The following is a 12,561-nucleotide window of genomic DNA, read 5'->3' on the forward strand; positions in this document are numbered from 1 at the left end:
ATACCGAACTATAGAGCGGGACATCCCATGAAGACTATGCGACTGGAAAAGGCCGAGGACGGCTTTGCGATCCTGACCCTCGATGCCGAAGGCTCGATGAACGTCGTCAACGATGCTTTCATCGCTGACATGGAAGCGGCGGCGAAGCAGATTGCCGCGGACGAAAGCATCAAGGGCGTCATCCTGACGTCCGCCAAGAAGACGTTCATGGCCGGTGCGGACCTCAAGCAGCTCGTGAATGGGTTCGGCACGCTGACGCCGCAGGAAGCCTATGCCTTTTCGAAGCGCGCCACCGACATGCACCGCGCCATCGAACAATCGGGCAAGCCTTGGGTGGCGGCGATCAACGGCCTGGCGCTGGGCGGCGGTTTCGAGCTGGCGCTGGCCTGCCACCGGCGCATCCTGGTGGATGATGCCAAGGCGCAGGTGGGTTTGCCCGAAGTCAATGTCGGTCTGCTGCCCGGATCGGGCGGCACGGTGCGGTTGGGCATTATCGCGGGCATGAAGATCGCGCTCGACCTGCTGCTGTCGGGCCGCTCGGTGGGGCCGCAGGAAGCGCTCAAGCTCAAGATCGTGGACGAGGTCGTCCCGGCGGACAAGCTGATCGACGCGGCGAAGGCGTGGCTTGCGACCGGGCCTGATCCGGTCAAGCCCTGGGACGTCAAGGGTTGGACGCCGCCGCAGAAGAAGGGCCTGACCGTTCCTGAGGATTCGGCCGCCTACATGATGTATACGGGCGGTCTCGCCAAGGTGGGTTATAATCAACCCGCGCCGGCCGCGATCCTGAACTCGGTGTTCCACGGCTTGCAGTTGCCCTTCGACAAGGCGCTCGCGGTCGAGGGTAAATATTTCGCCAGGCTGCTGACCGATCCGGTTGCGCGCAACATCATCCGTACCACCTTCATTTCGAAGCAGGCGGCCGAAAAAGGCGCGCGTCGTCCCGAAGGCTTCCCGAAGTTCGAAGCGAAGAAAGTGGGCGTGCTGGGCGCGGGCATGATGGGCGCGGGCATCGCGTTCGTCTCCGCCAATGCAAATATCGACGTCGTGCTGATCGACCGCGACACAGCGACCGCGCAGAAGGGCAAGGACTATTCGGCCAAGGTGCTGGGCAAGCTGGTCGAAAAGGGCAAGCTGACGCAGGACAAGGCGGACGCCGTCCTCGCCCGCATCACCCCGACCGACGACTTCGCGCTGCTCGATGGCTGCGACATGGTGGTCGAAGCGGTGTTCGAGGATACGGCGATCAAGGCCGAAACCACGAAGAAGGCCGAAGCGGTGCTGCCGGCACAAGCCATTTTCGCGTCCAACACCTCGACCCTGCCGATCTCGCAGCTCGCGCAGGCATCGCGGAGCCCGGATCAGTTCATCGGCCTGCACTTCTTCTCGCCGGTCGACCGTATGGGCCTGGTCGAGGTGATCATGGGCAAGCAGACCAGCAAGGCAACGCTGGCCAAGAGCCTCGACTTCATCGCGCAGCTGCGCAAGACGCCGATCGTCGTCAACGACAGCCGTGGCTTCTACACCAGCCGCGTGTTCCAGATGCTGATCCACGAAGGCGCGGCGATGCTGGCGGAGGGCGTTCCCCCGGCGGTGATCGAAAACGCCGCCAAGGCTGTCGGCATGCCGGTCGGGCCGCTGGCGCTGCTGGACGAGCTGACGCTCGACCTGCCGCTCAAGATCGTCGACCAGGCGATCGCGGAGGAAGGCGACAAATATACGCCGCCTGCCGGCACTGCCGTCATGCGTCGGATGAAGGACGAGATCGGCCGATCCAGCCGCAAGGCGGGCGGCGCCTTCTACGACTATCCCGAAGGCGGCAAGAAGCATCTGTGGAAGGGCCTGACCGATCATTTCCCGGTCAAGCAGGGCTGGGATGTCGAAGAACTGAAGAAGCGCTATCTCTACGCGCAGGCGATGGAAACCGCCCGTTGTTTGGAGGAAAATGTGCTGGAAACCCCGCAGGACGCCGACCTGGGCGCGATCTACGGCTGGGGTTTCCCGGCATGGACCGGCGGGACGATCAGCTACATTGACACGATCGGCATTAAGAAGTTCGTTGAGGAATCCGATCGGCTCGCGCAGCTTTATGGCCCGCGCTTCCTGCCGTCCGCATGGCTGCGCGACAAGGCGGCAAAGGGTGAGGATTTCTACACGCCTGCGAGCGAAACCACGGTCAAGGAGCCCATGCCGGCATGAAGCGCCTGATCTTCGAGCCGGAACATGAGCAGTTCCGCGATTCCGTCGTCAAATTCATGACGACGGAAGTCGGTGCCCATTCCCAACGCTTTCGCGAACAGGGCATGGTCGACCGTGAACTGTTTCTTAAGGCGGGCGAACAGGGCCTGCTCTGCACCTGGGCGGACGAGAAATATGGCGGGGCGGGGATCGACGATTTCCGCTTCGAGCAGATCATCATCGAAGAGAATATGCGCCACGGTGACATAGGCTTCTACATCAATCTGCATAATGATCTGGTCGCGCCCTATATCGCCAAGCTGGGAACCGACGAGCAGAAGGATCGGTGGATGCCCGGCATCGTCAGCGGCGAAAAGATCCTGGCCGTTGCGATGACCGAACCCTCGACCGGCAGCGACCTGGCAGGCATGCGCACCAGCGCGGTGGACAAGGGCGACCATTGGCTGCTGAACGGCGCCAAGACCTATATTTCCAATGGCATTCTGGGCGATCTGGTGGTTGTTGCGGCGCGGACCGACCCCAATAGCCGCCACGGCCTGGGCCTTATGGTCATCGAACGCGGCATGGAAGGGTTCGAACGCGGGCGCAAGCTGGCGAAGATGGGGCTCAAGGCGCAGGACACGGCCGAGCTCTTCTTCAACGACGTCAAGGTGCCCAAAGAGAATGTGCTGGGGGACCCTGCCCAGGGCTTCAAATATCTCGCACGCTTCCTGGCGCAGGAGCGGCTGGTCGCGGCCATCGGCTTCATGGCGACGGCGCAGACCGCCTTCGACATCACGCTCGACTATGTGAAGGAACGCCGGGCCTTCGGAAAGCCGATCGGCGCGTTCCAGAATACGCGGTTCAAGATGGCTTCGATGCGGGCCGAACTTGACGCGCTTCAGACCTATGTCGACCAGTGCGTGATGCTGCTCAACGCGGGCGAGCTGACCGCCGAGGACGCGTCGGCGGCCAAGCTTCTGACCAGCGAGCTGGAAGGCAGGGTGATGGACGAATGCGTCCAGCTTCATGGCGGCGCGGGCTATATGGAAGAATATCGCATCAGCCGCATGTATACTGACGCCCGCATCAGCCGCATCTTCGCCGGAACGTCGGAAATCATGCGCGAAATCATCGGTCGCGGACTGGGCCTGGACGAGCGCAAGCTGTCCTGACCGCAAAACCGGGGATGAGTCGAATGCTTGACGTCGAACGATTGCGCGGCTTCCGGGTGCCGGAAGCACAGGATGCCTGCGATCCGCGATCCGCTATTCTCTACGCGCTGGGTGTCGGCGCCGGGCTGGGCGCGATCGATGAACGGCATCTGGTCTTCGAACGCGATCAGGCCGTGTTGCCGACCATGGCGCTGGTTCTGGGAACACCCGGCTTCTGGCCGATGGCGCCGGAACTGGGCTGGGACTGGCCGCGCATCCTGCATGGCGAGCAGACGCTGAAACTGTTCCGGCCGCTCGAACTGGGCCAACTGGTCAACGGCCGGATCGAGATTGTCGGTCTCGCCGACAAGGGGGTAGGCAAGCCTGCCCTCGTGCGGGCAAAACGCGTGATCACCACGCCGACGGACCGGCCGATCGCTGAGATGGAGGAAGTGTGGGTCTTGCGAGGAGCGGGCGGTTTTGGTGGGCCGCGTGATCTTGACGGGCCGGCGCCGGTCGTCATGCCGGATGCGCCCGCGGACGCCTGCCTTGACCTTCCGACGGCCTCCAATCAGGCGATGCTCTATCGTCTGACCGGCGATCGCAACCCCCTGCATATCGATCAGGGCACGGCGCAGGCGGCGGGTTTCGATCGGCCGATACTGCATGGCCTCGCCACCATGGGTCTGGTCGGTCGCGCGTTGATCCATCTGTGCTGCGGTGGCGATCCCGTTTTGTTGACCGACATGCGGCTACGTTTTACCGCGCCGGTCTGGCCGGGCGAAACAGTTCGGGCGGAAATCTGGCGCAGGGGCGACACCGTATCGTTTCGGGCTAGCGTGCCTGACAGGAATAGCATCGTCATCGATGGCGGCGAGGCCCGCGTCGGTGGTTTCAAGAAAGAACGGGACATATTGAAGTGAATATATTGGATGGCAAGGTCGCACTGGTGTCCGGCTCCGGACGGGGCATCGGGAAGGCTATCGCGCTGAAACTGGCAAGCGCCGGCGCCCATGTCGTGGTGAACGACCTGGACGAGGATGTGGCAAAGGCGACGGCGAGTGAAATCGAAAGCCTTGGCGTCCATGCCGTGGTGTGCGTGGGCGACGTGACGGATGCCGATTTCGGCGACAAATTCGTGGGAGCGGCGGTCGCGCATTTCGGCACGATCGACATCATCGTGAACAATGCGGGCTATGCTTGGGATTCGGTGCTTCAAAAGACGAGCGACGAGCAGTGGATGGCCATGCTCGACGTTCATCTCAATGCCCCTTTCCGCATTTTGCGCGCCGCGCAACCGGTGATCGCCGCCGCGGCGAAGAAGGAGACCGCCGAACATGGTCGGGCCACACGCCGGACAGTCATCAATATATCGTCCGTGGCGGGTCTCGGCGGCAATGCCGGTCAGTCGGGCTATGCGGCGGGCAAGGCGGGGATCGTCGGTCTCACCAAGACGGTGATGAAGGAATGGGGGCGATATAATGTCACCGTCAATGCCGTGGCTTTCGGGGCCATCATGACGCGCATGACCGCGGGCGAGGCGGGCAGCTCGACCATCAGCGTCAAGGGCCGGGACATCAAGGCCGGCGTTAGCGACGAAATATTGGAAGCCATGGAAAAGGGCATTCCGCTGGGCCGTGCCGGCACGCCGGAAGAAGCCGCCGGCGCCGTCTACCTGCTCTGCCTGCCCGAAGCCGATTATATCACCGGCGAGGTGATCGTCGCGGGCGGGGGCTGGAAACTCTGACGATATGATGGGCGGGCCTTGGCGCCCGCCCTCGATCAGGCGGGCCAGCCAGGCGTGCGGCCCTGCATGGCCTGAAAGATAGGACGCATGGGATCGGGTACGGATCCGGCGCCGATGCCAGTGCCGAAATTGATCCCCCGCCGTTCATATATCCGCCATCCCTCGGCCGTGCGCCGCAGCCTGTCCTCATAGCCGCCCACGGCCAGAAGGTCCGTCGGGCGCAGCGGATCGGCACCGGGGATATCGAACCACTGCCAGGCCATGACGCGGCTGGCTGCGCGGGCTTCGTCGCCGTTCACCTCTATCACCACATTGGTGATGTTGTGCGAACAGCCCATTAGAGCGCCCTGATAACCCATGCACTGGGCATGGATGGCCTCCCGCCCCACGGAACGCGCGCCGCCAAAGTCGATCGATCCATCTTCCGTGAACACTTCCTCCGCAATGCGGTGAAACTGCATCGAATCTACCAGATGGGCGTAACGATAGAGGCATTCCTCGATCGCGAGGCGGTCCGCCAGCATGGCGAGGTCGATCATCATGGCGAATACCTTTCTTTACCGGCCGCGAGGGTAGGGGCTTATCTCAGCCGCAGCCAACGACCCCGCCGTCAACCGGGATCTGTGCGCCGGTGACATAAGCGCCCGCGCGCGAACACAGGAAAATGACGATGCCTGCAATATCGTCCGACGAACCCAGACGTTGGAGCGGAATATGTGCCAGCAGGGCAGGATCGACCTGATCCTCATCCCGCATATGCGCCGTCATCTTGGTTGGGAAGAAGCCGGGAATGACCGCATTGACGGTGATGTTACGCGCCGCCAAATCGCCGGCCAGATCGCGTGTCATCATATGGACCGCGGCCTTGCTCGCGGCATAGCTGTACGCGCTGAGCCGCTCTGTCTTCATGCCTGCGACCGAACCGATGTTGATCACTCGCGCCGGATCGCCGGGCGTTCCGGACGCGCCGAGTTCGGGCAGCAGTTCCCGGACCATGGTGAACGGCGTCTGGACATTCACGGCCATCACGCCCGGCCAGGCCTTGTCGGGGAAGCTGTCGATCGGCCCGCCCCAGGTCTTACCCGCATTGTTGACCAATATATGGCATTCGCCGACCGCTTCGCGATAACGGGCGACGAGGTCGACCGCCGCCTCGGGCGTCGACAGGTCGGCGGGGAGGGGGATGCACGACCCCAGCGTGGCCATCTCCCGGGCGGCCTCTTCGCAGATGTCGGCCTTGCGGGATGTGATCGCGACTGTAGCGCCAGCCCGCAGCAGACCTTCGGCGATCATGCGGCCCAGACCTTGCGCGCCGCCGGTGACCAGCGCCTTCTTGCCGGCCAGGCTGAACAGATCGCTCACATCGTCACCACGACTTTGCCGAACTTGTGCTGGTCGCGCAGATGCAGAAGCGCCTCTTTGGCCCGGGCAAGCGGATAGGTCGCCTCGATGACCGGCTTGATTGCATGTTGCTCGGCAAAGGCGAGCATTTCCTTGAAGTCCTGCGGATCGCCGACCTGGCTGCCGACGATGCTGGCGCTCTTGAGGAAGATGTCGGTGGCGTTGAACTTGATCTCGTTGCCGGCGGTAGACCCGTAGATGACGATCCGCGCGCCCGGATTGACGGCGCGAACATAATTGGCGAAGCTGGGCGAGGGCGCCCCGTCCAGCACCACGTCGATGCCGCCGGTGAGTTTGCCGACCTGCTTGCGCCAGTCGGGGTCGGTGTAGAGCAGGCCGCCCTTGGCCCCCATTGCCACGGCACGATCGATCACGCCCTGGTTTTCGCCGGTGACATAGACATTGGCGCCCTTGGCCACGGCAAAGGCCAGGCCGAACGTGGCCACGCCGCCGCCTATGCCGCTGATGAGCAGCGTTTCTCCCGCTTCCAGCCGTCCCTTGAACATAAGCGCGCGCCAGGAGGTCAGCGCCGTCAGCGGCATGGCCCCGGCTTCCTCGAAACTCATGAAGGCCGGCTTGGGCGCCAGATTGTCGACCGGCACGCAGATATATTCGGCGATCGTGCCGGCGAAGGGCATGCCGAGCAGGCCGAAATCGGCGGCCGGCGCGTGGCGGTTCGGCCCCCAGTTGCGTGCAGGATACAGCACGACCTCATCGCCCTCGCGGACGCCGGTCACGCCCTCGCCGATCATGTCGACGACGCCCGCACCATCGCAGCCCAGCGTGATCGGCACGGTCATGCCGGGATATTGCCCGTGGGTGATGAACAGTTCGCGATGGTTTATGGATGCGGCCCGCAGCGCGACACGCACCTCTCCCGGACCGGGCACTGGCGTGTCGACTTCCGCCACCACGACGGATTCAGGGCCGTCGATCCGTTCGAGATAAAGGGCCTTCATGGTCAACCTTTCCTAAAATCCTGCTCGCGCCGCGGTCTGTATGGCAACGCTGGCTGCATAACGACCTTGGCTTCCTGGGTGGAAAGCTGGACATTTTTCCATCTCATTGGGAACCTATCTGCCGATAGGAAAAAGGGATTGCGTTATAGATTCATCGCGCAGAATATATTTCGCATAACAAACGAATCGCGCCACCCGCGCTAGGAGAGAAGAGCATGACCGTTGTGCCCACAGCTATCTTGCCGCCGCGTTCGACTCATATGCCGATCCGGCGTGCTGCATTGGTGGCGCTGACGGAAAGAGTGGCGCAGTCGCGCATGACCGTGGTGTCTGCGCCGGCTGGGAGCGGAAAAACGACCGCAATGCTGTTCTGGGCGGATGAACTCAGGGCGCAGGGGCGCCCCGTTTTGTGGCTCGCGGCAAGGGCCGGCATTGAAAGCAAGCGGTCATTCCTCCAGGCGCTCAAGGCCGCAGGTATTGCGGCCGGTATGCCCTGGGATGCACTGGACAGTAACGCGTCTGACGCAAGCTGGCTATCCGTGCTTGCGACGATGGGCAGTGTAAGGCCGGTTATCATCGTTGACGACGCGCAACTTCTGGCGAAACCGATTCTGGAATTCCTGGCGCAACTATCATCGAGCGCGCGCGACGCATTGACGATCATCATCGCCGCACGCGGGACGGTCGGCCTGTCGCTGGCGCGTATGCGTGCGCTCGGATTTCTGGTCGAAGTGGGCGTCGCCGATCTGTCCTTCACCTTGGCGGAAGCGACGGAACTGGTCACGCGGTCAATCGGGACGCCGGTGGATTCGCGAGACCTTCAGGACATTGTGGGCGATACCCAAGGCTGGGTTTCCGGTATCGTTATTGCCTGCGATCTCTATCGCCGCACCAGCGACAGCGCGGTCAAGCTCCGGCTGACTGGCCTGCGCCCCGAATTTGCCGAGTATTTTCATGATGAAGTGTTAAGTTTGCAACCGGACGACGTCCGCCGCTTCCTCGTCGACACTTCGATCCTCGATGAATTGACGCCTTCCGCCTGCGCCGCGGTAACCGGCGACGAAAATGCGCGCGCGATGCTGGACCATGTCTTTCGTGAAGGCTTGTTTCTGAACGCGATTGATCAGGAACATAGCCGCTATGCCTATCACCGGCTGTTCCGCGAAATGGTGTTGGGCCGGCTGATCGATCGGGCACCGGACCGCGCTGCCGTCATGCATCGACGGGCGAGCGAATATTTTGCCGAAGCCGGCCAGCTTGCCCTGGCGATCGAACATGCGCGGCTGAGCGGGGACAAGGCGTTTCTCGCCGACCAGTTGGATCGCTTGGCCGAGGGGCTGACCTATTCGGGCTATCTCTACCGCATCGACGAACTCGGCGCGGAACTGCCCTGGCCGATCCTGGCCGAACGGCCTAATCTGCTCCTGGCTCTGGCCTGGAGACGCATCCGCCAACTGGCCTTTTCATCGGCTGACAGGCTGATTTCCGCTGCGCGGCAGGCCTATGAAGCGAAGCGCGAGGCCCAGTCCCTGCCCGCGCACGAAATTGAGCAACTGGACCTGCTGATCCGCCATCGCTTCGTCATGCTTGCGGCGGCGCGAGACGACATGGTCAGGGTCGAGGCCGATTCGGAGCCGCTGCTCGCCGAACTGGCCGACAGCCATGCCTATCTCAGCTGCACCTTGCTGGCGCAGCTCATGTCGGCGCGGCGCGAACTTTATCATTTTCAGGACATGCTCAAGCTGGAGGCGGAAACCAGCCGCGCTCTGTCGCGTCCCGGCTCGGCCTTCGCATCCATCGCCCTGAAGGCCTCGGTCGCGCCGACCATGATGGCGCAGGGCAAGATTCCCTTGGCGCGACGCTTTCTGGAAGAGGCCTTCGCGTTAGCTGTTGAAATCCATGGCGCAGGTTCCGGTCTGGCCGCGCTGCCCGCGTTGCCGTTGGCCGAACTTCTTTATGATGCAGGCGACCTTGAACAGGCGGCGGAACTGGCGGACCAGTATCTGCCAGTCGTGCGGCAATGGGGATTTTCCGATCAGATGGCGTCCGGCTATTTGGTCAGCGCGCGCCTGCGGGCGGCAAGGGGCGATCTGCCCAGCGCGCTTTCGACGCTTAACGATGCCCATCTCGTGGCGATCGAATGCGGGCTTGATCGTCTGCGCTCCTTCATCGTGGCCGAAGAGGTGCGGCTTTTGATCAAGGCGGGGCAGATCGACGAGGCGGAGCAGCATTTCCTGGCGGGCGATCCGCAACTGGACGGCGAACCCATTCCCACCCTGCACCCGACGCGGCGCAATGAGAATATCGCGATCGCCTGGCTCAGGATCGAGATGCAGCGCCATCGGCTGGGCCGAGCGCGCAAGGTCGCCTATCGGTGGCTGGAATTCGTCAAACGCGCGGGAGCGGTCCGGTCCGCCGTGATCTTCGAATTGCTGCTGGCGGAAATCGCGGTGCTTCAGGGCAACCGGTCCGAGGCGCGCAGGGCCGTTCGCGCTGCCGTAGAGATGGCCGAACCGGCCGGCTGGGTGCGGGTCTTCGTCGATGAGGGGGAAGTCATCGCGTCTCTCATCATCGAAGCCTATTCGCAGGGGCCGGAACTGGAAACGCCCGCTGATCGCTTCGCCGTCCGCCTTGTGTCGATGCTGCGGCGGGGACCGCAGATCGAAGCGGATGAAGAAGAGGAGGATGATTTCGGCCTGACCGGGCGCCTCGCCAACCGGGAAGTCGACATTTTAACGATGGTGAGCGGAGGCCTGCGCAACCGGGAAATCGGCGACCGTCTCGGCCTGACCGAAGGCACCGTCAAATGGTATATGCAGCAAATCTACGACAAGCTGGGCGTGCGCCGTCGGCCGCAGGCGGTTCTGCGGGCGCGGCAGCTCGGCATCTTGCCCTGAAGCGCGCGCCGCTTCCTATCGAAGGATAGATTGCGCCGTTCGCGCAACCTGCGACCGGCGCAATCTGCGCGAAAGGAAATATCATGGCAAAACGCAAGGTCATCATCAGCTGCGCGATTACAGGCGCAATCCACACGCCCTCGATGTCGCCCTATCTGCCCGTGACGGCGGAGGAGATTGCGGCATCGGCGGTCGGCGCGGCGGAGGCGGGCGCCGCTATCATCCATCTCCATGCGCGCAATCCCGTCGATGGGCGCCCGGACCAGAATCCCGACCTGTTCGAACCTTTCCTTAAGGTCATCAGGCAGCGTACCGACGCCGTATTGAACCTGACTACGGGCGGGCACCCCTCCATGACGGTGCAGGAACGGATTCGTCCCGCCCAGACTTTCGCGCCGGAAGTGGCCAGCCTCAATATGGGGACTATGGGCTTTGGTCTGTTCCCGATGCTGGATCGCTACAAGTCGTTCAAGCATGACTGGGAACCCGCCGCGCTCGAAGCATCGCGCGACCTGGTGTTCAAGAACACCTATGCCGACATCGAACATCTACTGACCACCTTGTCGCCGCTGGGCACGCGCTTCGAATTCGAATGCTATGACACCAGCCATCTCTATAATCTGAAATATTTTCTCGATCGCGGCCTCGTCAAGGCGCCGTTGTTCATCCAGACCTGCTTCGGCATATTGGGCGGCATCGGCAGCCACCCCGACGATATCATGCATATGAAGCGGACGGCCGACCGGCTGTTCGGCGATCAATATGAATGGTCCGTGCTGGGGGCCGGCGCGCGCCAGATGAGCATTGTCGCGATGGCGGCATCCATGGGTGGTAATGTCCGTATCGGTCTGGAGGATTCGCTGTGGGGCGGCCCGGGTAGGCTCGCCGAGACCAATGCGGAGCAGGTGAAGACTGCGCGGCAGATCGTTGAAGGCATGGGTCTTGAAATCGCCACGCCCGATGAGGCGCGCGCCATGCTGGACCTCAAGGGCGCGGACCGGACGAATATCTGATGACGGAAAAAAGCGGGCCGCTGGCCGGTATTCGCCTGCTGGAGATCGACGCGATCGGCCCCGTACCGCTCGCGGCGATGCTGTTGGCCGATATGGGCGCCGAGATCGTCCGCATCGCCCGGCCGCCATCGGCCGCGGCGGGAGATTGGGATGATGTCGGTGGGGACATCCTGCACCGCAGCCGGGTCGTGACCTATCTGGATCTCAAGCAGAACGCGGATCGCGAACAGTTGCTCGCATTGATCGAGCGGGCGGACGGGCTGATCGAGGGATACAGGCCCGGCGTCATGGAACGCCTCGGCGTCGGTCCCGATGTCTGCCTGGCGCGCAATCCGCGGTTCGTGTTCGGACGAATGACAGGCTGGGGCCAGTCCGGGCCGCTTGCGCTGCGGGCGGGCCATGACATCAATTATCTGTCGATCACCGGCGCGCTCCACGCGATGGGAGAGCGACAGGGTACGCCGCCAGTGCCGCTCAATTTGGTGGGCGATTATGGCGGTGGCGCCATGTTCCTGATCTTCGGTCTGTTGAGCGCATTGCTGGCGGCGCAACGGACGGGCCGGGGGCAGGTCGTCGACGCCTGTATCACGGACGGCGTCGCGTCGTTGATGAGCCTGTTCTACGCATGGCAGCCCAAGGGTTTGTGGGAAGATGCGCCCGGCTCCAATCTGCTGGACGGTGCGGCACCCTTCTACCGCTGTTATGAATGCGCGGACGGACGGCATGTCGCGGTGGGATGTCTGGAACCGAAATTCTTTGCCCAGATGGTGGACGGATTGGGTCTCTCCGACAAATGTTATGACCAGAACGACCGTGAAGGCTGGTCCGCGATGCAGGTTGAATTTGCCGCGGCATTTCTGACCAGGAGCCGGGATGAGTGGGCCGCTCTGTTTGCTGCGAGCGACGCTTGCGTGACGCCGGTTCTGTCAATGGAGGAAGCGCCCCGGCACGCGCATAATGAAGCGCGGGGGACTTTCGTACGGCGTCATGGAGTGGTCCAGCCATCGCCGGCGCCCCGCTTGTCCCTCGACGCGGGTGTCATTGGCGAGCCGTCCGTCGCGCCCGCCGCGGACCTGATCGCGGCTTGGTCTTAAGGCGCGGATCGCGCCAGGACAGCGGCATTCACCTCCGTAGGAAACTTGCTTGGATCAGGGCGGGGCGTTCGCCGGGTCGCTTGCCGTGTCGAACGGCAAGACCGGTGCGCGGCGGCTTGTC

At 63.1% G+C, this 12,561-nt stretch carries 10 protein-coding genes; 7 read left to right on the forward strand and 3 right to left on the reverse strand.

Annotated features, from left to right (window positions below; genetic code table 11):
- Positions 1-27 precede the first annotated feature (27 nt).
- The 4 genes from A0J57_RS01010 to A0J57_RS01025 are packed head-to-tail and all read left to right on the forward strand — an operon-like array spanning position 28 to position 5,076.
- On the forward strand, positions 28-2,196 hold the full coding sequence (locus A0J57_RS01010; protein WP_044662260.1) for a 3-hydroxyacyl-CoA dehydrogenase NAD-binding domain-containing protein: 2,169 nt from the start codon (positions 28-30) through the stop codon (positions 2,194-2,196).
- Positions 2,193-3,350, forward strand: coding sequence for an acyl-CoA dehydrogenase family protein (locus A0J57_RS01015; protein WP_044662261.1), 1,158 nt, complete (start codon positions 2,193-2,195; stop codon positions 3,348-3,350). Before A0J57_RS01010 ends, A0J57_RS01015 begins: the two co-directional genes overlap by 4 nt.
- Positions 3,351-3,373: 23 nt before the next feature.
- A complete protein-coding gene (locus tag A0J57_RS01020; RefSeq protein ID WP_044662262.1) occupies positions 3,374-4,252 on the forward strand; it encodes a MaoC/PaaZ C-terminal domain-containing protein in 879 nt (292 codons plus the stop codon).
- Positions 4,249-5,076 (forward strand): SDR family NAD(P)-dependent oxidoreductase, encoded by an 828-nt coding sequence (locus tag A0J57_RS01025; protein WP_044662263.1) that lies wholly within the window; start codon positions 4,249-4,251, stop codon positions 5,074-5,076. The genes A0J57_RS01020 and A0J57_RS01025 overlap by 4 nt, the downstream gene beginning before the upstream one ends.
- Before the next feature lie 35 nt (positions 5,077-5,111).
- Here the strand turns inward: A0J57_RS01025 and A0J57_RS01030 are convergent, their stop codons facing one another.
- From A0J57_RS01030 to A0J57_RS01040, 3 genes are read right to left on the reverse strand one after another with little or no spacing between them, the layout of a single operon-like run.
- Complete coding sequence (locus tag A0J57_RS01030) at positions 5,112-5,618, reverse strand: nuclear transport factor 2 family protein (RefSeq protein WP_044662264.1); 507 nt, start codon at positions 5,616-5,618, stop codon at positions 5,112-5,114.
- Between the two features lie 43 nt (positions 5,619-5,661).
- Positions 5,662-6,438 (reverse strand): SDR family oxidoreductase, encoded by a 777-nt coding sequence (locus A0J57_RS01035; protein WP_044662265.1) that lies wholly within the window; start codon positions 6,436-6,438, stop codon positions 5,662-5,664.
- Positions 6,435-7,436: a zinc-binding dehydrogenase gene (locus tag A0J57_RS01040; protein WP_061934142.1), complete on the reverse strand. Its 1,002-nt coding sequence runs from the start codon at positions 7,434-7,436 to the stop codon at positions 6,435-6,437. The genes A0J57_RS01035 and A0J57_RS01040 overlap by 4 nt, the downstream gene beginning before the upstream one ends.
- A 215-nt stretch (positions 7,437-7,651) precedes the next feature.
- Here A0J57_RS01040 and A0J57_RS01045 point away from each other — a divergent pair, with 215 nt between their 5' ends.
- The 3 genes from A0J57_RS01045 (at position 7,652) to A0J57_RS01055 (ending at position 12,440) form a co-directional block, all read left to right on the forward strand.
- Positions 7,652-10,333, forward strand: a complete 2,682-nt coding sequence (locus A0J57_RS01045; RefSeq protein ID WP_235600745.1) for a LuxR C-terminal-related transcriptional regulator — start codon at positions 7,652-7,654, stop codon at positions 10,331-10,333.
- 83 nt (positions 10,334-10,416) lie between these two features.
- The gene (locus A0J57_RS01050; protein ID WP_044662268.1) at positions 10,417-11,346 is read left to right on the forward strand and encodes a 3-keto-5-aminohexanoate cleavage protein; all 930 of its coding nucleotides are present in this window, start codon (positions 10,417-10,419) and stop codon (positions 11,344-11,346) included.
- Positions 11,346-12,440 carry a CaiB/BaiF CoA-transferase family protein gene (locus tag A0J57_RS01055; protein ID WP_044662269.1) on the forward strand — a complete coding sequence of 365 codons (1,095 nt, stop codon included), beginning with the start codon at positions 11,346-11,348 and terminating at the stop codon, positions 12,438-12,440. The genes A0J57_RS01050 and A0J57_RS01055 overlap by 1 nt, the downstream gene beginning before the upstream one ends.
- Positions 12,441-12,561: the final 121 nt, after the last annotated feature.

Source organism: Sphingobium sp. 22B (genome assembly GCF_001580035.1).
Classification (GTDB): domain Bacteria; phylum Pseudomonadota; class Alphaproteobacteria; order Sphingomonadales; family Sphingomonadaceae; genus Sphingobium; species Sphingobium fuliginis.